This is a genomic window from Vibrio sp. T9 (assembly GCF_003123985.1).
GTDB classification, from domain to species: Bacteria; Pseudomonadota; Gammaproteobacteria; order Enterobacterales; family Vibrionaceae; genus Vibrio; species Vibrio diabolicus.
The window spans coordinates 797,886-818,799 of record NZ_NIGY01000001.1; the positions used below are offsets into that span (position 1 = coordinate 797,886).

Here is a 20,914-nt window from a genome sequence, read left to right on the forward strand (position 1 = left end):
CGCGGCCCTATCCCATCAAATTGGGCTGTAAACCTTTCTCTAGTTTTTTCCGTACTTTATAGGAAACATCATTAAGCGTGATTTTTCCTGTATTGTGACGATCGATACCCGCATTTTGTCGGTATGCAATCGAGCCTTGCTTGAACAAAACGAAAGAAGACGGTTTGCCAATCGCAGCAGGATAGAGAATTGCCATATACGCATCTTCCAAGCTATTGATTTTATGGCGATATGGCCAGTAATAGGCTTTTACATAGTCAAGTTGCTCAACCGCGCTCATCCTCGCAAGAGTTTTCGTACTCACTCCTAATGACTCAGCGGTAGAGGGCATAAATTGAATTAACCCTGTCGCCCCACTTCCTGAACCATTTTTGATGCTTGGACTGAAGGTTTCAGCGGTTTCAAATGCCATGCAGGCCATCAGATGATTAGGGTTGATCTCCAGCTCTTCACTAATACGGATGACTTTGCATTTGAACTCTGGAGAAACTTTGCCTCCCCACGCCACCGCGTTCTCGGGATCAACAACCGAAGAGACCGTTGGCGCGTCGTGTTCTTTGACAATTCGAGAAAGTAAAGGAAGTGTTTGGCGCAGTCGATTGTTCGAACTCACCAAGCGAATTGATTTGGCAAGAAACTTATTTTTTTTTTGGTGCAGTTTTTGGAACTTTACTAATTTATACAGTTGCTTATAAACCGTTTTCACAACGAAGCCGGATTTAGGGAACACTCCCAAAATGTAATCCATTTCCTACACGTTTAATATAAATATCAGCAACAATGAGTATGTATGTGATCATAATCACTATAAATTTTCTCAAATTCGATACACCTCGAAACAAGTGGTCAAGATGTCTCCAGTAAGCTCGAAGTACAAATAAAAAGGTGTTGCCGAGATTAAAAAAGGTCTTACCAATTTCTCGGTAAGACCTAGGTTTACGCATTCTCAGCTAAGAGAATTTATACTCTTACAGTTCCGCTTCTCGAACCAGCTCAGCGAGCGTCGACAAACGTTGTTCGCTTTGCTTTACGTAAGGGTTGTTTGTATCCCAAGCGTATCCAGCCAAAATCGCGCTAATCATCTGCTTAATACGTGGATTCGGGTTTTGATAGAAGATCACATCTTGCAATGTGCCGCTGTACCACCCCTCCACATAAGTGCGGAATGTGTTTACCCCCACCATCAAGCGTTCCGAATACTCTTCTTGCCAGTCAACCACTTCACCATTTAATTGACGAGCTACGCAATCGGCCGCAAATTCCGCTGACTTCATAGCAATAGTAACGCCAGATGAAAATACAGGATCAAGAAACTCGCCGGCATTACCAAGCAGTGCGTAGTTTTCAGTCGCTAAGCGTTTGACGTTTGCTGAATAGCCACCCAACTCGCCTGCTGGATTTGGGTAATTCGCATTTCGCAACAAAGAAGCCAACCCCGGTTCTTCATTCGCCAACTGCTGCAAAGCTACAAGCTTATCTTCTGGGTATTGCTCGAAAAACTCAGGCTCACCCACCACACCAAACGAACATGTACCATTCGAGAATGGAATTAGCCAGTACCACACATCGTGATTTTCAGGATGCACGGAAATCAGAATTTTATTACGATCGTACTCTGGCTCTTGTGGAGAGATACGATCTTCAATGTGAGTAAATATCGCTTTTCTTGGAGGAAGACAAGAAGGCTCTTCAAGATCCAACAAGCGTGGCAAAACACGGCCAAAACCACTCGCATCCAAAACAAAATCAGCTTCGATTTGATAGGTCTGTTTATCCGGCCCAACAACTTCTAAGCGAGATTTTTTGCCTTCAAACGCCAAGCTAACTAGCTCATGTTGATAACGAATATCGACGCCCTGCTCTGCGGCACTGTCGGCGAGCACTTTATCAAAACTGGCACGTTGCACCTGAAACGTCGTACCCGGCCCTGGGGTATATTTGTCCGTAAAATCGAACTGGGTGTAAACACCATTGCGACGAAATGCAGCGCCATCTTTATATTGGAAGCCAAACTGCTTTACCGCATTTGTCATTCCGGCTTGCTCGACAACTTCCATACATGCAGGAAGCAGGCTTTCTCCGATAGAGAAACGTGGAAAGGTGGCTTTTTCTATGACAACGACATCTATGCCACGCGATTTTAATAACGCAGAAACGGTGGAGCCAGATGGGCCCGCTCCTACGACGACAACTTGCTTGAGCTCTGTTTTCATTCTGAATTTAGTTTGCTTGTAGTTTTAATAAGGTGTGACCAAGGCCAATGTTGTCGGTTCTTTCGACGACAGATAAACCTGCCGCTTCGACAATTTCTAAGAAATCATCACTGCGATAAAAACGACTATTGCCGTTGGCTAAACAGGTAAAGTAGAGAGAGGTTGCATTAAGGCTATAAGAAGCACCCGCGTATTTTTGGGCATCCCAAAATAGCTCCAATACGTAAATAGTATCTCCCTTCGTTAACTGGGCTTTGACTTTTTTAAGGATATTTAGGATCTCAATTGGTGAAAAGCAATCCAAGAACTGGCTCATCCACCATACGTCAGCATGCTCAGGCAATGTTTGTGCTTTATCAAGCATGTTGGCAGGGTATGGACGTACACGCTCGGCGAACTGGTTTTCAGAGACATTTGACATCGCCACTTCTAATTGCTGCGGCAAATCGACAATGGTAACTTCAACATCAGGATCATGCTTACAACACTGAATAGCCCATTTCCCGGTATTTCCGCCAATATCCACGAGGTGCTTTGGCTTGCTTGCAAACACGTCTTTAAGCAGTAATGGAAACGAGCGATCCGAATAGAAGTGATCGAACTTAAACCAACTCTGTTTGGCTTGGTCTGGCAGCGTCGACAGACCTTGATAAATCGTCTCCCAATTGCCCAACTCTTTCAAACCAGAAGGCTTACCTTCTTGAATCGCTTCCGTCAGATGCATCATCGCGGCGTAACAGACATCAGCCGTAAAGTCCATGTTTGCGTTCGTCATACCATCGTGAAGAAGGTAAAAACCAAGGTTCGCAAGCGAATAGTTAGGTCTTTCCCATAAAACAATATGTGCGCTAATCGCCATATCCAACAATACTTTGACACCATATTCTGACACGCCCGTTTTCTCGGCAATGTCCGTGGCACTCATGCCTTGTGAACCGGCGCTGTCTAGCGCGGCTAAAATACCTAAATCTCGGAGCGTTCTGGCGGTCTGGAACACGATTGGTGCAAAAGATAACTTCTGAGCTTCTGTTTTTGCTTCAAAAGCATTAAAAGGGTCATTATTTTGATTTAACACGGAAAAACCTAACTGCAATTAATATTTTTATTGTTTAGACTGAGAGCCTAACAATGCAATAGCTCGTTGAATATCAACATTCAAGTTGTTTATCCAACGATTGTAATTGCGATGGATTTTGCCATCACTGGCTTTTAGATTTACTGAGTTGAGATAAATAATTGAGTAATATTTGTTGTTATATGGAATTTTTACTTCTGCAAAGTGTTTACGAACGTGAATTTTTGCAATAAGAACACCTGGGCTTACTTCTTCAATCGTCCAACCTCGGTTGGTTGCCGATTGCACAATGGCCATTTTTACTTGTTTATTTTGAAGATCATAAGCAACTGGAGTATCCTCCACATTCATTACAGGTTGTACTCGTCCACAACCGACAAGAAGCAAAGTTAATAATAACGAGACATACAGCTTAAAACGCGACATGATAATTTCCTTTTTTATTATGACTTTGGGTAAAGCCCAGTTTGTATCGAGCTGTAAAATAAACAATTTAACCCAATATGCCAAACTCGAAGATCAACATTTCGTTCAATATTGATGCGTGGACAGCGAATTCATTCGGTTTATCCGAATCCAATGAATGGAAACAATGGGCAACAGAGATAACATGGCCAGAAGATGGCAAAATCAATGTTGCAGATATTCCTGCGATGATGCGCAGAAGAATGAGTCCACTTAGCAAACTGGCAGTGCAAACGGCAATCGAACTGCTTAATCAACATCAGGTTGATTACCTCGTATTTTCGAGTCGTCATGGCGAATTGCATCGCAGTGTTGCGTTAGTTAAAGATATTATTAACGGTGAAGAAGCGTCTCCGATGGCTTTTTCTCAGTCAGTGCATAATACCGCCGCAGGGCTTGCCACTATTGCAACCAAACAGCCCATCCCTCTCACTTCTATCGCTGCGGCAGAAAACACATTCCAAAGTGCAATATTAGAAGCATGGCTGTTTTTGTCCGACAATCCTGACAAAAAAGTCCTGCTTGTTGATTTTGATGAGCCTATGCCTGACTCTTATTTAGAGTATGAAAACCAACAATACCAAGGGTTTGGACTTGGCTTGATACTTTCTCATGGAGATGGCTTCACGGTGCAAAGCGGCATCAGTACAAAATGCTCAAACCATCCGTTGCCACAAGGCCTAGCATTTTTGCAACACTACTTGTTAGATGAAAATCAGTGGACTATTCACGCTCCGCAACAAATTTGGGAATGGCACAAGCAATGAGTCGCTTAAATCAGTATTGGCGTGTGCTAGCAACCGGCTTTTGTTTTTCAGTATTTGGGTTAGGTGGTTTAACACTGAGCTTCATTGTTATTCCGACCATTCGTATTTTCGTTTCGGATCAAACGGAACGTGAATATAAAGTTCAAGGTGCCATTCGATATTCATTCAACACCTTTTGTAAATTGATGAAGTTAAGTGGAGCAATCGATTACGAAATTATTGGTGCCGATATTCTTCAACAAGATCGTAATTGTTTAATTGTTGCCAACCATCCTAGTTTGATCGATTACGTTCTCATTGCTTCACAATTAAATCGCTGCGACTGTTTAGTAAAATCGGCAATATGGTCGAATCCTTTTATGAAGCACATCGTAAAAGCAGCCGGATATATTCCCAATGAAGCGCCGGATGATTTATTAGCACTTTGTGATAAACGATTTAACAAAGGCAACGTGTTGCTTATATTTCCTGAAGGGACAAGAACAACACCAGGTGTAGAACCCAAATTACAACGCGGCGCTGCACAAATTGCGGTAAGAACAGAACGAGATTTAAGGGTTGTCCATATTACGGTAACGCCAAGTTTCCTCACAAAAGAGAAAAAATGGTATCAAGTACCGGCAACAAAGCCTTTTTTCAGGGTTGAAGTTAAGGATAAAGTTGAGATTGACCCTTTTATAAAGCAAACTACGTCGCCGACAATAGCGGCGCGACGCTTACAACAGCACCTAGCTGAAAACATTTTTCCAGAAAACTTTTATTAATAAGCAGGTCCCAGTGGAACAGTTACACAACGACATTAAGCAACTTATTATTGATGCTTTAAACCTTGAAGATTTAACCGTAGATGATATTGAAACGGATGCACCACTTTTTGGTGATGGACTTGGCTTAGATTCTATCGATGCACTTGAGCTTGGACTCGCAATTAAAAAACAATACAACATCGTTATTGATGCCGACGACTCAAACACGCGCGAACACTTTGCTTCTGTAGCAAACCTAGCGAAATACGTTTCTTCTCAAACTAATGAATAAGTTGTAGGTATATTCATGACTGATGTAAATAAAGATCAAGTATTTGAACAAGTTAAAGATGCGCTTGTTGAGCTGTTCGAAATTGACGCAGCCGACATTCAGTCAGATGCGCACTTATACCAAGATCTCGACCTTGATAGCATTGACGCCGTTGATTTGGTCGTACACCTACAGAATGTCACTGGCAAAAAAATCAAGCCAGCAGAGTTTAGTGCTGTAAGAACCGTTGACGATGTGGTTAACGCCGTCACTGAGTTATTGAAGGAAAGTTAATGCGCCAATTGCTGACTGGTCTGTCTGCAATTGTACTGTTTGCCTACCCCTTCGCCGTCTATTTCGGTATAGATAAATTTGGCTTGAACTTAGTCGGGGGCTTGTTAATTGCTGCGTTACTTTTGCGTGTTTTCATCGCAAATAAGACCCCACTAAAAGAGTTTAAATTCTTGGCGCTCGCTACGGGCGCTGTTGGCATTGTTCTAATTACACTTGGCATGGTGTTTAAACAACACGGGTGGCTTCACTTTTACCCTGTGGTTGTCAATGTATGTATGCTGTGTGTCTTTGGACTGAGCTTAAAACAGCCGCAATCAATCATTGAAAGGCTTGCTCGCTTGCAAGAGCCTGACCTTCCGGCTAGTGGCGTGGCTTACACACGCAAAGTCACGATGGTTTGGTGCGTTTTTTTTGTACTGAATGCCGCTTTTGCGCTCTATACCTGTTTCCTACCAGTAAAAATATGGACGCTTTATAACGGCCTCATCAGCTACTTACTTGCTGGTGGCTTGTTCGCTGGAGAATGGATCGTGCGTCAATTTGTTCGAAAGGAACACTAATCGTATGAATACAACGTATTCGAGCTTTACCTCCCTAGCGACCTTGTTCGTCGCAGAGAGGTCTGAGCAATCCCCTGTCTCTTACGATCGCGACACAGTTATCACTTGGGGTGATTTCCAGCAGCACGTCGCAACACTTGCTCAGCAGTTAGAAACCCAACCAACGCAAAACATTGCGTTGTGTTTTGGCAACAGCTACCTGTTTGCCGTTGGCTTTTTTGCTTGTTGTCACGCAGGAAAATCCATTGTATTGCCTGGTAATTACCAACCAGAAGCACTCAAAGAACTCAGTGAGCACTACGATTTATTGCTGCATGATGCCGATGTCTCTGTTCCAGAACAGGTGAGTTCACTCCTAGTAAAAGCTCAATCATTGGTAGACACCACCTTGATTCACGAGCAACAGGTAGACCAACCTTATGTTTGGCGTGAATTGAATCTGGCACAAATACCAGTGACGCTATTCACTTCTGGTTCAAGCGGCAAACCAAAAGCCATTGCAAAAACGCTGAAACAGCTCGATATCGAATTGTCTATTCTAGACAACCTATGGGGCGACACGGTTGCCAACACACGCGTTGAAAGCACCGTCTCTCATCAACACATTTACGGCTTGCTGTTCCGCGTATTGTGGCCTTTGTGCTCTGCACGTCCATTTTCAGCACACAACCTTGAGTTCCCAGAGCAAATTGTCCATCACGCCGATGCTGACACCACGCTAGTAAGCAGCCCTGCGTTACTAAAACGACTCAGTGAAGAGCATAATCCGGTTGCAATTCGGTGCGTATTCTCTTCTGGAGGCCCCTTGCCAAACCAAGCCGCGCAACACAGCCAGCTGTTGTTTGGGTCACTTCCTATTGAAGTTTTTGGCAGCACAGAAACTGGCGGCATCGCTTACCGTCAGCAGCACGAAGCCAGTACTCCCTGGACGTTATTCCCTGGTGTTGAAGCCGAGCTTAACCATGAAAATTGTTTAAAGCTCCGCTCGCCACACATTGATGAAAACACTTGGTACCAAACTGCGGATGAATGCTATTTCCATGATAGTATTTCTTTTGAATTGCGTGGACGCACTGACCGAATCGTCAAAGTCGAAGAAAAGCGTATTTCTCTTGTCGAAGTGGAAAAACGTTTAGAGCAACTGCCGTGGGTTCAAGAAAGCGTGGTGATCCCAATGGAAGAATCTGGTCGCCTCACGTTAGTCTCGATCATCGTACTTAACGATAAAGGCGGTGATGTGCTTAATGAACTCGGTAAAGGCAAGTTTTGGCTTGAGCTTCGCAAGGCTCTGCGCAATTGGCTAGAGCCGATCGCTATCCCGAGAAAATTCCGAGTGGTCGACGAAATTCCATTGAACAGCCAAGGCAAACGCCAAGTTGCTGAAATTGAAAAACTATTCCAATAAAGCTAGTAACATGGAAAAAAGAAAACCAACTATTCAGAATATTGAAGTGAGCGACCACACCGCGGAGCTATCGCTGCGTGTGGATGCTGACATCTTAGATTTCCAAGGTCATTTCAGTCACTTCCCTCTTTTACCCGGCGTCACTCAAATTGATTGGGCGCTGTTCTACGCCGTTCAATATTTGAATACTCCCAAGGTATTTAAAGGAATGGAAGTCATCAAATTTCAAGAGCCGATTCTGCCAAACGCCGACGTTTGCCTCTCACTCTCTTGGGACAATGAGCGTGAGAAATTGACCTTTAAGTACACATCGAAAAACGGTGAAACCTTGGTGACTCACTCGTCAGGAAAAATGAAACTGGGTGAGTCACGTGAGTGATTACCGTCCCTGCTTTTTAATTCCTTGCTACAACCACGGCAGCACAATTGCAGACGTGGTTGCGTCGTTATCCTCTTTCGATTTGCCAGTGCTGGTCGTGGACGACGGCAGCAATGAATACACCAAACAAGCGCTTTCAGCTTTGAGTGAGCAAGGACTGATAAAACTGATTAGTTTGAGCGAAAACCAAGGTAAAGGTGGCGCGGTAATGGCAGGCCTACATCAAGCTCACCAGCTTGGTTTTACGCACGCCATTCAAATCGACGCAGACGGTCAACACGACCTAGAAGCATTGCCGAAGTTGCTCAGCGCCAGCAAAACAAAACCAGATAACCTGATTTCGGGCCAACCGATATACGACGAGAGCGTACCTAAATCCCGTTTGTATGGTCGCTACGCTACGCACGTTTGGGTGTGGATAGAAACCTTGTCACTGTCTATCAAAGACAGCATGTGCGGTTTTCGCGCCTACCCAGTGGCGAAAACGGTCGCCGTGTTGAACAAGTACAACATCGGCAAACGCATGGATTTTGATATCGAAATTCTGGTGCGAATGTACTGGGAAGGCGTCGATATTGCTTTTGTTCCAACGCGCGTGATCTACCCTGAAGGTGGCATTTCCCACTTCGACGCATTGTGGGATAACGTCAAGATAAGCTGGATGCACACTCGACTATTTTTTGGCATGTTGCCGCGCATCCCTTCGCTACTCGCAAGAAAGTGCCGTCACACAGACGACAGTAATGCCCACTGGTCGAAACGAAAAGAACAAGGCACGATTTTAGGCATCAAAACCTTACTCGCGGTTTACCGCTTATTCGGCAGAAAAGCGTTCGACCTGATTTTGAAGTTAGTCATGCGCTACTACCACTTCACGGGTAAATCTGCCCGTGAAGCGTCTGAGATTTACCTGCAAAACTTGCAGCGCTACGCAGCGCAGCAGAACATCGCACTGCCAAAACAGTTGGACAGCTATCATCATCTGCTTTCTTTTGGGCAAACCATGCTCGACAAACTGGCAGCATGGCAAGGTGACTTTAATGTCGACAACCTAACCATTCACGGCCAACATCATTTCGAAGAGATGGCGCAGAAAAAACAAGGCGTGGTCATTTTGGGCTCGCACCTTGGCAACATCGAACTCTGCCGCGCGCTTGGTCGTCGACATTCTCATGTCAAAATCAATGCCTTGGTATTTACCCAACACGCTGAACAATTTAATGCGGTAATGAAGGCGGTAAACCCAAACTCGGAACTGAATTTGATTCAAGTCAGCTCAATGGGACCAGACACCGCGATTCTGCTTCAACAAAAAATCGAGCAAGGCGAATGGGTGGTGATCGTTGGTGATCGCACGTCTACCAGCAAAGAAAATCGTGTCGTTTGGGCAGATTTTCTTGGTAAACCTGCACCATTCCCGCAAGGCCCATTCATGCTGGCCTCAGTATTAAAAGCGCCGGTTTATCTACTCTTCGGCCTACGCGACGATGAAGCAAACACTCCGCATTTTAATGTGTACTTTGAACACTTTAGTGACCAAATCACGCTACCGCGCAAGGAGCGTCAGCAGGCACTAGAACGCGTGGTTCAACAGTACGCACACAGATTAGAACACCACACACTGCAAGCGCCGTTACAGTGGTACAACTTTTTTAACTTCTGGACTTTAAGTAATCAGCCACATGACAAACAACAATAATCACAACATCACTTTTGGTGCCCAATCTTTAACCATCGAAGATGTCGTTGCCATTGCTCAAGGTGCAAAGGCAAAGATGAACACCTCGCCAGAATTTACCGCGAAAATCGATCGTGGCGTGGCGTTTCTGGAACGATTACTGAAAGAAGAAGGCGTTATTTACGGCGTGACTACGGGTTACGGCGATTCATGTACTGTGGCGATTCCACCCGCTCTTGTGGATGAACTTCCGTTGCACCTTACGCGCTTCCATGGCTGTGGCTTAGGTCAAATCCTTTCTCATGAGCAAGCTCGCGCGGTGCTGGCAACCCGTTTATGTTCATTGTCGCAAGGCGTATCTGGCGTGTCTCACGATCTGTTGAACCAAATCGTTACGCTTATCAATCACGATATTGCGCCGCGTATTCCACAAGAAGGCTCGGTGGGCGCAAGCGGCGATTTAACGCCTCTGTCTTACCTAGCGGCGACCTTAATTGGCGAGCGTGAAGTGCTTTACAAAGGTGATGTGCGACCAACACAAGAAGTGTTTGCAGAGCTGGGCATTGAGCCAATTCGCCTAAAACCAAAAGAAGGTTTGGCGTTAATGAACGGTACATCCGTGATGACGGCCCTCGCCTGTCTTGCCTACAAACGCGCAGAATACCTAGCGCAGCTTTGCACCAAGATTACCGCGATGGTCTCTGTGGGTATGCAAGGTAATGACTTCCACTTTGATGAAGCGTTGTTTGCGGTAAAACCTCACCCTGGTCAACAGCAAGTTGCGGCTTGGCTGCGTGATGATCTCAATGCTGAACGTCCGCCACGCAATAGCGACCGACTGCAAGATCGCTACTCGCTGCGTTGTGCACCACACGTGATTGGCATGGTGCAAGACTCACTGCCTTGGCTACGTCAATTGATTGAGAATGAACTAAATAGTGCCAACGACAATCCAATCATCGATGGCGACAACGAGCGCGTTCTGCACGGCGGTCACTTCTACGGTGGTCATATCGCAATGGCGATGGATACGTTGAAAGTGAACATTGCCAACTTAGCTGATTTGCTGGACCGTCAGATGGCGCAACTGATGGATTACAAGTTCAATAACGGCTTGCCGTTTAACTTAACCGGTGCAGAAGGCGAGCGTAAACCGATCAACCACGGCTTTAAAGCGGTTCAGATTGGTATCTCAGCTTGGACGGCAGAAGCGTTGAAAAACACCATGCCAGCAAGCGTTTTTTCTCGCTCAACCGAATGTCACAACCAAGACAAAGTGAGCATGGGCACCATTGCGGCTCGTGATTGCCTACGCGTACTTGAGTTAACAGAGCAAGTTGCTGCGGCTTCACTCCTAGCAAGCGTTCAAGCGGTTGAGATTCGTCGCCGTCATAACGAATTGGACGAACACCACATGAGTCAGAGTTTGCGAGTAATTCGTGACGCCGTACTGAGCGAGTTTGAATTTGTGATTGAAGATCGCCCATTAGAACAAGATTTGCGTCATTTCATTGAACGCATTCAGCAACGTCATTGGCCACTCTACGCGGAGGTATAATGCAAGAGCAGGTTCTCTACCCATTAGAAGCGGAGGTGACTATGGTCACCTCATTCCAAGATGCTGACCCGATGGGCGTGATTTATCACGGTAACTTCTTTCGGTATTTTGAAGAAGCGCGTCGTGTGCTGATGGAGAAGATTCAATACAGCTATCGCGATATGCAAGACTCTGGGTATATGTGGCCGATCATCGACACGCGCGTTAAATACGTCAAGGCGATTCCGTTTAATCACACCATTCGTATTACCGCGCAACTCACTGAGTGGGAAAACCGCTTGCGTGTGGATTACGTGATTTACGACGCCGAAACGAATCAACGTATGTGCAAAGCGCATACAACGCAAGTCGCCGTATCCATTGAAAAGCAAGAGATGTGCTTTGTTTCTCCAGCAGTTTTTTTAGATAAAGTAGAGCAATGGCACAACCATGGGAGTCTGAACTAATGCAAAAGTGGTTACTCTCTTTTTTGTTGATATTTTCTGTTCCAGCACTGGCCACACCGACAGCAAACGTAACGGATTTGGCATCGCTTCAACAGCAGTTGTCTCAGCATGAAATCGTACGCGGAGATTTTACGCAGCAGCGTCATCTGGAAATGTTTAGTCAACCTTTAACCTCTAAAGGTCAGTTCACACTGAGCAAAACACATGGCTTGTTGTGGCAACAAACAGAACCTTTCGCAGTCAATTTGGTATTGACGGAAAACAAACTTCGTCAGACTTTTGCAGACCAAGCTCCAAAAACGATCTCTGCTGAAGAAAACCCAATGGCGTTCTACTTTAGCCATGTGTTTTTATCCGTGTTCCACGGGGATACTTCTGCACTGCAAGAACAATTCACACTCGATTTTTCAGTTGAGAACAATCAGTGGCAGCTCGTTTTAGTGCCCAAACAGTCGCCATTAAATGCGGTGTTTCAATCCATCACTCTTTCCGGTAAAACGCACATTGATCGCCTAACCCTACAAGAGCTGCGCGGCGATAAAACCGAAATCACGTTTACGAACCAGACCTCTCTACCTCAGGAACTCACGGATGCCGAAGACGCTCAATTCCGTTTCTAAACTCAGTCTCGGCACTCACACCTTTGCTATTGTTTGGCTCAATCTCGTTGTTTTAGCGGGCGCGTTGCTACTCAAACAATGGGTTTGGAGTGCAGAATCTCCGATTGAGACCAACATTTTAAAACTGCTGCCGAAGAACCAACAAAACCCGATGGCTGAGCAAGCCTTTGAGTCGGTCTCGGCAAGTATGAGCGACAAAGTCATTTTCGTGATCACAGCGCCGGACAAAAATGCCCTTTTTGCAGCGGCCGCTGAATTTGATAAGGGGTTACGCCAAAGTAATCATTTTCGCGATGTGGTAGGGAAAATCTCACCTCAAGAACAGCAAGCTTGGGCGAGTTACTACTTTAAGCACCGCTTCCAATTGCTGACGCCTGAACAACGAGAACGTTTAAGCCAAAATCCAGAACAGCAAGTGCAGCGTGTGATTCAGTCGCTGTACAACCCGTTTTCTGGAGTGACCGGGCAAGAGTTACAAAGTGACCCTTTCTTGCTATTTCGTGATTATTTAAGCCAAGTTACCCAGCAATCGTCCTCTTTCCGATTGGATAACGGCTATCTGTCCGTCGAAAAAGACGGTGCTCAATACTTGCTTATTACTGCTGAGCTAAAAGACTCGCCTTATAGCCTAACGGGGCAGCTTGCAGTCCCTGATATTCAATCGCTAGAACAAAGCGTCGCGCAGAAATATGGTGCTGAAGTCTCACATACTGGCGTTCTATTTTACGCCGACTTTGGTACGCAAAGTGCCAAATCGGAGATCAGTACCATCGGTGTGTTCTCTCTGCTCGGTATCATTGCATTGCTCGTGTTGGTCTTTCGTAGTGTGATGCCACTGTCTCTGGCACTGCTTTCCATCACCATTGGTTTGCTCGTTGCTTTGTCCGTTACGACGTGGATTTTTGGAAAAGTCCATCTGTTCAGCTTAGTGTTTGGCGCAAGTTTAATCGGCGTGTCTATCGACTACGCATTCCACTACCTAACCGAGCGCCTTGCGGCGGGAAATGAATGGGATAGCGAGCAAGGGTTAAGGCATATTTTCATAGCTATCACACTTGGCTTAATCACCAGTTTGATCGGCTATTTGGGCATGTTAGTGGCGCCGTTTCCTGGTTTGCAGCAGCTTGCGCTGTTTTCATCCATTGGTCTGATTGCTGCTTACATCACAGTGGTGGCTTGGTATCCGATACTGGCTCGTAACCCATCGCGCACCATTTCGAATTTACCGGGACAATCACTGTTGGCGAAATGGTTAACACTTTGGAATCAACCTCGAATTAAAGTCGGATTACCGATGTTATGTGTGGTTGCGAGTGGTTTTTTCTTGCTGCAATTGAACTACGATGACGACATTCGTCTGCTGCAAACGATGCCGAAAGATCTCAAGCAGCAAGAAACCTTGATTACGACGCTCAGTGGCATGCAATCTTCGCAGCAAATGTTGGTCGTTACCGCCGACGATGACGAAAACCTAATGAAAAAACTGGAGTCTTTGACGCCAACATTAGAAGCGTGGAAAGCGGACAGCACCATCGAAAGCTACCAGAGTCTGAGCCGCTACTTGAGCTCAGTGGAACGTCAGCAACAAGACTATCAATTGATTCGCGATCTTTACGCAACACAATCCAGCCCACTTGCATCCGGACTGGGCTTAAATAAAAAGCCGAAAATGGACGCCGACTTTATCCCTGTCACGGTTGATCAGTACTTGCAAAACCCAGTATCAGCGCCTGTGCGTTTTCTTCATTTGGGTAAGATCAAAGGAAAATCGGCAACGGTAGTGGTGTTAAACCAATTGCAAGACTCCGCCGTTGTTAAGTCATTTGCCAAATCGCAGCCTGACGTTGCCTACCTAAATAAAGCAGAAGAAATATCCACCCTATTTGGTGAATACCGAATCAAAATCATGGAGCTATTGGTAGCCGCCAGTGCTGTGATCTTTCTGGTATTAATCAAGCGGTACGGTCTGCAACACAGTTGGCGAGTTTTACTACCATCATTGATTGCTTGCGCCTGCGGTCTGGCAACTGCTGTCGCGATGGGAACAACATTAAACCTGTTCAACTTGCTTGGCTTGGTGCTCATTCTTGGTATCGGGATCGATTACACTCTGTTCTTTGCCGAGAAAGCCCGCAGTGTGAGCACACTATTGGCGATCACCCTTTCGGCAATCACCACTGTGTTGTCATTTGGGTTGCTGTCACTCAGCCAAACTCACGCAATTCACAGTTTTGGCATTACGGTGTTAAGTGGTATTTTTGTCGCTTGGCTGCTCTCTCCGGTTGCAATTAAAACAGAGGAAACGACGTCATGATTTTCAATCACGCCTTTCGCTGCGCGACGTTATTCGCACTGAGCCTGTTTTTAAGTGCATGCAGCTTGGTCCCTCACCAATCGACGCCTCAGGTCGACATTGACGAGCACACCCAAGTTAGCTTACCCACTCCCGCAAGCTTGGGCTATCAGTTGTCTGCCAGTCAGTTAATTACGGCTTCTTGGGCAATAGATGGTAAAACCACATCTGAGCAACTTCCGGTACAACTGCAAGTGACCAACAACGAAGTGGTGCTGGCAGGCTTCTCATCCTGGGGGACAAGAGTACTGTCATTGTCTTACGATGGAGAACAAATTCAAACCGAAGTGCTCAACGGTTTACAAGGTTCGCTACCGCAGCCAGAACAGGTATTATTTAACCTGATGATCACGCTCTGGCCGAGTTCCGCTTGGGAAGGATCGTTAAATGAGGTAAGGTGGCGAATTATTGATAAAAATAATTCTCGCGCCATCTTTGATAGCGACGGTGAAAAGATCATTGAGATTCAATACAGCTCTTCGAACAAGTTAGAGGGTGAGATTGATTTTCATCACCTCAAACATCAGTTTTCAATTTCTATTCAAACACTGCAACATCAGATTAATTAAGAACAATTTAGAATAACAATATGCCTATTCGCTCTTCTCAACCTTTGTATATTCAGGCCTGTGGCTTTCACTCTGCCATGGGACAAGATGACGCCATCATCCACCAGTGTTTATCAGGAGCGAAACCATCCAACATGGTGGTTGACCAAGATATTTTAAATTCAGGCCGCCAAACAGTAATCGGTCGAATTGCACAGACGTTACCGCAATTACCGACCGCACTCAGCCAGTTTGATACGAGAAACAACCGCCTCGCACTTTCGGCTTTGCAGCAAATCGAAAGCGACGTGCGTGAAGCCATTGCTAAATATGGTCGTGACCGTATCGCAGTCGTGATCGGCACCAGCACGTCTGGCATTTCAGATGGCGAAATCGCATTTGGCGAAAAGCTGGCAAGCGGTGAGTTTCCTGCCGACTACCATTACACCAAACAAGAGCTTGGCAACTGCAGCGATTTTATTGCCGCCTACTTTGATTTGAGCGGCCCACATTACTCAGTTTCAACCGCTTGCTCTTCTAGTGGTCGTGTCTTTTTAACCGCGCAACGCCTGATTCGCTCTGGCATTGTTGATGCGGTCATTGTGGGTGGCGTGGATACCATTTGTCGCCTCACACTAAACGGCTTTAACGGTTTAGAAGCTCTATCCGATACCCTTTGTAAGCCGTTTGACCAACATCGCAACGGCATCAATATCGGCGAAGCCGCAGCATTAATGTTGCTAAGCAAAACACCTGCGCCCGTTGCTCTTCTCGGAGCTGGCGATAGCTCAGACGCGCACCACATTTCCGCACCACACCCAGAAGGGTTAGGCGCAGAAGAAGCGATGAAAAAAGCGTTGGCCAATGCAGGACTTACAGCGCAAGACATTGGTTACATCAACGCGCATGGCACAGCAACGCCGTTAAACGATGTGATGGAAAGCAAAGCCATTCACCGCTGCTTTGGTAACTCCGTCCCTGTGAGTTCAACAAAGCCACTTACCGGACACACATTAGGCGCTGCAAGTGCAACGGAAGCCGCGATCGCTTGGCATATTCTCAAGTACAACCTTGACTTGCCAATGCAACACTGCGAAACCAAAGCAGACGATATCCATATATCGTTAGTTGAGACGCCAACCAAACTGGGTAACAAAGCGATTCTCAGCAACTCTTTTGCTTTTGGTGGCAACAATATTAGTCTTATTTTTGGTTACGCTCATGACTAAACTTCCTCCCATCGAACAACTTTTGCCACACGACAAACCAATGATCTTGGTCGATCGTGCGATGGATGTTCAACAAGATACGATTCACTGCCAGGTTGATATCGCAGAACACAACCCGTTCTTCGACTTGGCCTCTCAAACTGTGCCAGCTTACGTTGGCATTGAGTTTATGGCGCAATCTGTCGCGGCGTGGTCTGGTTACCACGCATTAATGAAAGAACAAGCGCCACCGATTGGCTTTTTGCTTGGTAGCCGTCGATACACGTCTGAATGCGATACGTTTTCTCGCGGACAGGTGCTCGATGTGTATGCTGAAAAAGTCATGGAAGATAACGGTATGGCGGTTTTTTCAGCCCGTATTGAGCTACAAGGAACTGTTGTAGCGACTTGCCAATTGAACGTTTACGTTCCATCAGAAGAAAAATTACAAGAAATGAAAATCAGGAGTCAACAATGACCCGACAAGTCCTCGTTACAGGTGCCAGCAAAGGCATCGGTAAAGCCATTGCCGTTCAATTAGCCAAAGATGATTTCCAAGTCATTGTCCATTACATGGGCGATCAACAAGGCGCGCAAGACACCCTAGACACCATCGAACAGCATGGTGGTAGCGGTCGTCTTATCCAATTCGACATCAGTGACCGTGCAGATTGTCGTGAGAAGCTAGAAGCCGATATCGCCGAACACGGCGCTTACTATGGCGTCGTGAACAACGCAGGCATCACAAAAGATACCGCTTTCCCTGCGATGACCGAAGAAGAATGGGATGGTGTGATTCATACCAACCTAGATAGCTTCTACAACGTTCTTCACCCTTGTGTTATGCCTATGGTGCAAAAGCGCAAAGGCGGCCGAATTGTTACCCTTGCATCAGTCTCTGGCCTGATGGGTAACCGTGGTCAAACCAACTACAGCGCAGCAAAAGCGGGCGTAATTGGTGCAACAAAATCACTCGCACTTGAACTGGCAAAACGCAAAATCACCGTTAACTGCGTTGCACCGGGACTTATCGACACAGGCATGGTAGACGAACACGTAAAAGAACACGCGATGCCGCAAATTCCTTTGCGCCGCATGGGAGAACCAGAAGAAGTCGCTGGTTTAGTCAGTTACCTTATGTCTGACATCGCAGGCTATGTAACTCGCCAAGTCATTTCGGTAAACGGAGGCCTAGTATGAGCCGTCGAGTTGTTGTAACCGGAATGTCGGGTGTGACTGCGTTTGGTAACGATTGGCAATCTGTCGAGCCAAAACTGCGTGACTGCCAGAACGCGACGCAATACATGCCTTCTTACGAACAGTATGATGGTTTGAACACCAAGCTCGCGGCACCCATTTTAGATTTTGAACTGCCAAAGCACTACAAGCGCAAGCAAGTACGCGGCATGGGGCGTGTTTCCAAATTGGCGACCGTCGCAACAGAAAACGCACTAAGCCAAGCAGGTTTGATTGGTAACGACGTACTCACCAATGGCCAAACGGGTATCGCATACGGCTCATCAACAGGCAGTACTGACGCAATCGGCGCATTTGGTGTCATGCTGAATGAGAAAACCACTAAAGCGATCACCGCAACGACTTACGTGCAGATGATGCCACATACCACGGCGGTGAACGTTGGTCTATTTTTCGGTTTGAAAGGCCGAGTGATCCCAACCAGCAGTGCATGTACCTCTGGCAGCCAAGCAATCGGCTACGCCTACGAAGCGATCAAACACGGCTACCAAACGGTCATGGTTGCGGGTGGCGCTGAAGAATTGTGCCCAACGGAATCCGCTGTCTTCGATACCCTTTTTGCCACCAGTCTGAAGAATGAAGACCCGAAAAGCACACCAAGACCTTATGACTCCGATCGCGATGGTTTGGTGATTGGTGAAGGTGCGGGAACGCTAGTTCTGGAAGAGTACGAACACGCCGTCGCTCGTGGCGCGAAAATCTATGCAGAAATCATCGGTTTTGCCAGCAACTGTGATGCCGCACACGTCACTCAACCACAGATGGAAACCATGCAAATCTGTATGGAAATGGCTTTGCAAAACGCGGGCATTCCTGCTGAGAAGATCGACTATGTATCTGCTCACGGCACTGCCACCGACCGCGGCGATATTGCGGAAAGCAACGCAACAGCGAATGCTCTGGGCAAAGTGCCAATAAGTTCACTCAAGAGCTACTTTGGCCACACACTAGGCGCCTGTGGCGCGATTGAAGCGTGGCTAGGTTTAGAAATGATGCACACAGGCTGGTTCAACCCAACGCTCAACCTAAAAAACCTCGACGAGCAATGTGGTGATTTAGACTACATCGCCGGACAAGGCCGAGAGCTGGACGTGAAATATTTGATGAGTAACAACTTCGCCTTTGGCGGCATCAACACCTCCATCATCTTTAAAAAGATGTAATGCCCTTAATAAATGCAAAAGCGCTGGTTAACCAGCGCTTTTTTGTTAGTTGAAGGCAACTGAACGGTGCTTGCAACGATAGATATCAGCAGAAACAGATGTTGGAGTTTGTCCTTCAGACTCAATAATATTAGTCACATGATATCGATTACCACCCGCCATGTAGACTTGGTTAGACAACTCATCAAAAAGAGAGCCTTTCTGGCTTTCTGATACAACTTTGTTTCCAATCACTTTGCACTCATTGTTTTCGACTTCTGCAAACGAGATGGGTTGAACTTCATTTGCACCAGGTAGTAATTTAACTTTCTCAGCTTCTAAACTGATTTTGGCAACCTGGCAGTCATAAAGCTCCGCAACAACACTAGATGGGCGTCCACGGCTAGTATCTAGAACAGTTGCGATATGGTACCGGTTTCCACCAGATGCGTAAGTTTGATTCTTAAGTATACGATCTACATTGTTTGGATGAACATCCTCGATCGTGTAAGAGTCAACCATTCTGCAATTAAGGTTTTTAATTGCAATATCAGTAATTGGGGTAATATTTATAGCTTGGGGTAAAACACGAACTTTGCGTGTGACACACCCACTTAAAAGAGTAACAATCAATGCAGTAAAAATTATTTTTTTCATGAGTTTAAGCATCAAAATAAAGCTCATGTAACAGAGCTAAGTTAATACATTTGAGACAAGATCGACAAAGCCCCGACAACTCAAAGAGTTATCGGGGCTTTTAAATAAATGGCACGCCCTATTGGATTCGAACCAATGACCACATCCTTAGAAGGGACGTGCTCTATCCAGCTGAGCTAAGGGCGCGCTACAGGGAAAGGATTATACGAGTTCAAACGGGTAAATCAACGGGTTTTCATAACATTCTGATCTGAATGCCTAAAAAAAGTCCATCAAAACGCTTAATGTTCAAAAACACCACAAAGCAAACGTTTGCGTATGGATGTTAATAAGAAATTCTGCGACAATGCGCCGCAGATAATTTGCCTTCTTAATTTATAAGGAAAGTCATGACTGCTCAAAATATAGACGGAACTCTCATTTCCCAAACTGTTCGATCCGAAGTGGCAGCACGTGTTAAAGCGCGCGTTGAAGCTGGGCTACGTGCTCCTGGTTTAGCAGTGGTTCTAGTTGGTGAAGATCCTGCTTCTCAGGTTTATGTCGGTAGCAAACGCCGCGCATGTGAAGAAGTTGGGTTTGTTTCTAAGTCTTTTGACCTTCCTGCGTCTAGCTCAGAAGAAGAGTTACTAGCGCTGATTGATGAATTAAACAACGATGATGAAATTGACGGCATTCTAGTGCAATTACCCCTTCCTGCGGGCATCGACACAACACATGTTTTAGAGCGCATTCACCCAGAGAAAGACGTGGATGGCTTCCACCCTTATAACGTTGGTCGTCTTGCGCAACGTATTCCAAAGCTTCGCTCTTGCACGCCAAAGGGCATCATTACCCTACTAGACCGTTACAACATAGAGCTTCGTGGCAAACATGCTGTTGTGGTCGGTGCATCAAACATTGTTGGTCGTCCTATGACACTTGAGCTGCTGCTTGCGGGCTGCACGACAACAACATGTCACCGTTTTACCAAAGACCTAGAGAGTCATGTGCGTCAAGCTGACGTTGTCGTGGTTGCGGTTGGTAAGCCAAACTTCATCCCTGGAGAGTGGATTAAGAAAGGTGCAGTGGTTATCGATGTCGGCATTAACCGTCTTGATTCAGGCAAGCTAGTTGGCGACGTGGAATACGATAAAGCACGTGAAAGTGCGAGCTTTATTACTCCTGTCCCTGGTGGTGTTGGCCCAATGACCGTTGCAAGTTTAATCGAGAACACTATGCTCGCTTGCGAACAGTTCCACACAGACAAATAACGTAAAACTTCAGATACGAAAA

At 46.0% G+C, this 20,914-nt stretch carries 23 protein-coding genes and 1 tRNA gene; 18 read left to right on the forward strand and 6 right to left on the reverse strand.

Annotation, left to right across the window (positions count from 1 at the left end; all coding sequences use genetic code 11):
* Positions 1-7: 7 nt before the first annotated feature.
* The 4 genes from CBX98_RS03635 to CBX98_RS03650 all read right to left on the reverse strand — a co-directional run bounded on the left by CBX98_RS03635 (position 8) and on the right by CBX98_RS03650 (position 3,714).
* Positions 8-748 carry a transglycosylase SLT domain-containing protein gene (locus CBX98_RS03635; protein ID WP_109168593.1) on the reverse strand — a complete coding sequence of 247 codons (741 nt, stop codon included), beginning with the start codon at positions 746-748 and terminating at the stop codon, positions 8-10.
* Positions 749-968: 220 nt separating this feature from the next.
* Positions 969-2,213, reverse strand: coding sequence for an NAD(P)/FAD-dependent oxidoreductase (locus CBX98_RS03640; protein WP_109168594.1), 1,245 nt, complete (start codon positions 2,211-2,213; stop codon positions 969-971).
* Positions 2,214-2,220: 7 nt separating this feature from the next.
* Entirely contained in the window at positions 2,221-3,288 is a 1,068-nt protein-coding gene (locus tag CBX98_RS03645) for a methyltransferase (protein ID WP_172605917.1), read from the reverse strand.
* Positions 3,289-3,315: 27 nt separating this feature from the next.
* Positions 3,316-3,714 (reverse strand): hypothetical protein, encoded by a 399-nt coding sequence (locus tag CBX98_RS03650; protein ID WP_005390458.1) that lies wholly within the window; start codon positions 3,712-3,714, stop codon positions 3,316-3,318.
* A gap of 77 nt (positions 3,715-3,791) precedes the next feature.
* Here CBX98_RS03650 and CBX98_RS03655 point away from each other — a divergent pair, with 77 nt between their 5' ends.
* The 17 genes from CBX98_RS03655 to CBX98_RS03735 are packed head-to-tail and all read left to right on the forward strand — an operon-like array spanning position 3,792 to position 19,006.
* A complete protein-coding gene (locus CBX98_RS03655) occupies positions 3,792-4,520 on the forward strand; it encodes a beta-ketoacyl synthase chain length factor (protein ID WP_109168596.1) in 729 nt (242 codons plus the stop codon).
* Positions 4,517-5,284, forward strand: a complete 768-nt coding sequence (locus tag CBX98_RS03660; protein WP_172605919.1) for a lysophospholipid acyltransferase family protein — start codon at positions 4,517-4,519, stop codon at positions 5,282-5,284. Before CBX98_RS03655 ends, CBX98_RS03660 begins: the two co-directional genes overlap by 4 nt.
* A 13-nt stretch (positions 5,285-5,297) precedes the next feature.
* Positions 5,298-5,558, forward strand: coding sequence for a phosphopantetheine-binding protein (locus CBX98_RS03665; protein ID WP_005382278.1), 261 nt, complete (start codon positions 5,298-5,300; stop codon positions 5,556-5,558).
* Positions 5,559-5,573: 15 nt separating this feature from the next.
* Complete coding sequence (locus tag CBX98_RS03670; RefSeq protein WP_005382279.1) at positions 5,574-5,831, forward strand: acyl carrier protein; 258 nt, start codon at positions 5,574-5,576, stop codon at positions 5,829-5,831.
* Positions 5,831-6,391 (forward strand): hypothetical protein, encoded by a 561-nt coding sequence (locus tag CBX98_RS03675; RefSeq protein WP_109168598.1) that lies wholly within the window; start codon positions 5,831-5,833, stop codon positions 6,389-6,391. Before CBX98_RS03670 ends, CBX98_RS03675 begins: the two co-directional genes overlap by 1 nt.
* A gap of 4 nt (positions 6,392-6,395) precedes the next feature.
* The gene (locus tag CBX98_RS03680) at positions 6,396-7,796 is read left to right on the forward strand and encodes an AMP-binding protein (protein WP_109168599.1); all 1,401 of its coding nucleotides are present in this window, start codon (positions 6,396-6,398) and stop codon (positions 7,794-7,796) included.
* A 10-nt stretch (positions 7,797-7,806) separates the two neighbouring features.
* Complete coding sequence (locus tag CBX98_RS03685; RefSeq protein WP_005460551.1) at positions 7,807-8,175, forward strand: 3-hydroxyacyl-ACP dehydratase; 369 nt, start codon at positions 7,807-7,809, stop codon at positions 8,173-8,175.
* Positions 8,168-9,874: a glycosyltransferase family 2 protein gene (locus CBX98_RS03690; RefSeq protein ID WP_172605918.1), complete on the forward strand. Its 1,707-nt coding sequence runs from the start codon at positions 8,168-8,170 to the stop codon at positions 9,872-9,874. Before CBX98_RS03685 ends, CBX98_RS03690 begins: the two co-directional genes overlap by 8 nt.
* Positions 9,858-11,411: an aromatic amino acid ammonia-lyase gene (locus CBX98_RS03695; RefSeq protein WP_109168601.1), complete on the forward strand. Its 1,554-nt coding sequence runs from the start codon at positions 9,858-9,860 to the stop codon at positions 11,409-11,411. The genes CBX98_RS03690 and CBX98_RS03695 overlap by 17 nt, the downstream gene beginning before the upstream one ends.
* Positions 11,411-11,857, forward strand: a complete 447-nt coding sequence (locus tag CBX98_RS03700) for an acyl-CoA thioesterase (RefSeq protein ID WP_005388315.1) — start codon at positions 11,411-11,413, stop codon at positions 11,855-11,857. The genes CBX98_RS03695 and CBX98_RS03700 overlap by 1 nt, the downstream gene beginning before the upstream one ends.
* A complete protein-coding gene (locus CBX98_RS03705) occupies positions 11,857-12,477 on the forward strand; it encodes an outer membrane lipoprotein carrier protein LolA (protein WP_017634795.1) in 621 nt (206 codons plus the stop codon). Before CBX98_RS03700 ends, CBX98_RS03705 begins: the two co-directional genes overlap by 1 nt.
* On the forward strand, positions 12,449-14,791 hold the full coding sequence (locus CBX98_RS03710; RefSeq protein WP_109168602.1) for an MMPL family transporter: 2,343 nt from the start codon (positions 12,449-12,451) through the stop codon (positions 14,789-14,791). Before CBX98_RS03705 ends, CBX98_RS03710 begins: the two co-directional genes overlap by 29 nt.
* The gene (locus CBX98_RS03715) at positions 14,788-15,399 is read left to right on the forward strand and encodes a DUF3261 domain-containing protein (protein ID WP_047724393.1); all 612 of its coding nucleotides are present in this window, start codon (positions 14,788-14,790) and stop codon (positions 15,397-15,399) included. The genes CBX98_RS03710 and CBX98_RS03715 overlap by 4 nt, the downstream gene beginning before the upstream one ends.
* A gap of 20 nt (positions 15,400-15,419) precedes the next feature.
* The gene (locus CBX98_RS03720) at positions 15,420-16,607 is read left to right on the forward strand and encodes a beta-ketoacyl-[acyl-carrier-protein] synthase family protein (RefSeq protein ID WP_109168603.1); all 1,188 of its coding nucleotides are present in this window, start codon (positions 15,420-15,422) and stop codon (positions 16,605-16,607) included.
* A complete protein-coding gene (locus CBX98_RS03725; RefSeq protein WP_109168604.1) occupies positions 16,600-17,064 on the forward strand; it encodes a hotdog family protein in 465 nt (154 codons plus the stop codon). Before CBX98_RS03720 ends, CBX98_RS03725 begins: the two co-directional genes overlap by 8 nt.
* Positions 17,061-17,786 carry a 3-oxoacyl-ACP reductase FabG gene (gene fabG, locus CBX98_RS03730; protein ID WP_109168605.1) on the forward strand — a complete coding sequence of 242 codons (726 nt, stop codon included), beginning with the start codon at positions 17,061-17,063 and terminating at the stop codon, positions 17,784-17,786. Before CBX98_RS03725 ends, fabG begins: the two co-directional genes overlap by 4 nt.
* Entirely contained in the window at positions 17,783-19,006 is a 1,224-nt protein-coding gene (locus tag CBX98_RS03735) for a beta-ketoacyl-ACP synthase (RefSeq protein ID WP_005382295.1), read from the forward strand. The genes fabG and CBX98_RS03735 overlap by 4 nt, the downstream gene beginning before the upstream one ends.
* A 45-nt stretch (positions 19,007-19,051) precedes the next feature.
* Here the strand turns inward: CBX98_RS03735 and CBX98_RS03740 are convergent, their stop codons facing one another.
* Together CBX98_RS03740 and CBX98_RS03745 are read right to left on the reverse strand one after the other, a co-directional pair.
* Complete coding sequence (locus tag CBX98_RS03740) at positions 19,052-19,642, reverse strand: membrane lipoprotein lipid attachment site-containing protein (protein WP_048626525.1); 591 nt, start codon at positions 19,640-19,642, stop codon at positions 19,052-19,054.
* 109 nt (positions 19,643-19,751) lie between these two features.
* Positions 19,752-19,828, reverse strand: a tRNA-Arg gene (locus tag CBX98_RS03745).
* A gap of 203 nt (positions 19,829-20,031) precedes the next feature.
* On the opposite strand from CBX98_RS03745, the gene folD reads away from it, so the two are divergent.
* Complete coding sequence (gene folD, locus CBX98_RS03750; RefSeq protein ID WP_005396027.1) at positions 20,032-20,892, forward strand: bifunctional methylenetetrahydrofolate dehydrogenase/methenyltetrahydrofolate cyclohydrolase FolD; 861 nt, start codon at positions 20,032-20,034, stop codon at positions 20,890-20,892.
* Positions 20,893-20,914: the final 22 nt, after the last annotated feature.

Excerpts from the sequence above, each read along its gene's own strand:
- CBX98_RS03635 (WP_109168593.1), bottom strand. The coding sequence starts at position 748 with ATGGATTACATTTTGGGAGTGTTCCCTAAATCCGGCTTCGTTGTGAAA.
- CBX98_RS03640 (WP_109168594.1), bottom strand. The coding sequence starts at position 2,213 with ATGAAAACAGAGCTCAAGCAAGTTGTCGTCGTAGGAGCGGGCCCATCT.
- CBX98_RS03650 (WP_005390458.1), bottom strand. The coding sequence starts at position 3,714 with ATGTCGCGTTTTAAGCTGTATGTCTCGTTATTATTAACTTTGCTTCTT.
- CBX98_RS03655 (WP_109168596.1), top strand. The coding sequence starts at position 3,792 with ATGCCAAACTCGAAGATCAACATTTCGTTCAATATTGATGCGTGGACA.
- CBX98_RS03660 (WP_172605919.1), top strand. The coding sequence starts at position 4,517 with ATGAGTCGCTTAAATCAGTATTGGCGTGTGCTAGCAACCGGCTTTTGT.
- CBX98_RS03670 (WP_005382279.1), top strand. The coding sequence starts at position 5,574 with ATGACTGATGTAAATAAAGATCAAGTATTTGAACAAGTTAAAGATGCG.
- CBX98_RS03675 (WP_109168598.1), top strand. The coding sequence starts at position 5,831 with ATGCGCCAATTGCTGACTGGTCTGTCTGCAATTGTACTGTTTGCCTAC.
- CBX98_RS03680 (WP_109168599.1), top strand. The coding sequence starts at position 6,396 with ATGAATACAACGTATTCGAGCTTTACCTCCCTAGCGACCTTGTTCGTC.
- CBX98_RS03685 (WP_005460551.1), top strand. The coding sequence starts at position 7,807 with ATGGAAAAAAGAAAACCAACTATTCAGAATATTGAAGTGAGCGACCAC.
- CBX98_RS03695 (WP_109168601.1), top strand. The coding sequence starts at position 9,858 with ATGACAAACAACAATAATCACAACATCACTTTTGGTGCCCAATCTTTA.
- CBX98_RS03700 (WP_005388315.1), top strand. The coding sequence starts at position 11,411 with ATGCAAGAGCAGGTTCTCTACCCATTAGAAGCGGAGGTGACTATGGTC.
- CBX98_RS03705 (WP_017634795.1), top strand. The coding sequence starts at position 11,857 with ATGCAAAAGTGGTTACTCTCTTTTTTGTTGATATTTTCTGTTCCAGCA.
- CBX98_RS03710 (WP_109168602.1), top strand. The coding sequence starts at position 12,449 with ATGCCGAAGACGCTCAATTCCGTTTCTAAACTCAGTCTCGGCACTCAC.
- CBX98_RS03715 (WP_047724393.1), top strand. The coding sequence starts at position 14,788 with ATGATTTTCAATCACGCCTTTCGCTGCGCGACGTTATTCGCACTGAGC.
- CBX98_RS03720 (WP_109168603.1), top strand. The coding sequence starts at position 15,420 with ATGCCTATTCGCTCTTCTCAACCTTTGTATATTCAGGCCTGTGGCTTT.
- CBX98_RS03725 (WP_109168604.1), top strand. The coding sequence starts at position 16,600 with ATGACTAAACTTCCTCCCATCGAACAACTTTTGCCACACGACAAACCA.
- fabG (WP_109168605.1), top strand. The coding sequence starts at position 17,061 with ATGACCCGACAAGTCCTCGTTACAGGTGCCAGCAAAGGCATCGGTAAA.
- CBX98_RS03735 (WP_005382295.1), top strand. The coding sequence starts at position 17,783 with ATGAGCCGTCGAGTTGTTGTAACCGGAATGTCGGGTGTGACTGCGTTT.
- CBX98_RS03740 (WP_048626525.1), bottom strand. The coding sequence starts at position 19,642 with ATGAAAAAAATAATTTTTACTGCATTGATTGTTACTCTTTTAAGTGGG.
- folD (WP_005396027.1), top strand. The coding sequence starts at position 20,032 with ATGACTGCTCAAAATATAGACGGAACTCTCATTTCCCAAACTGTTCGA.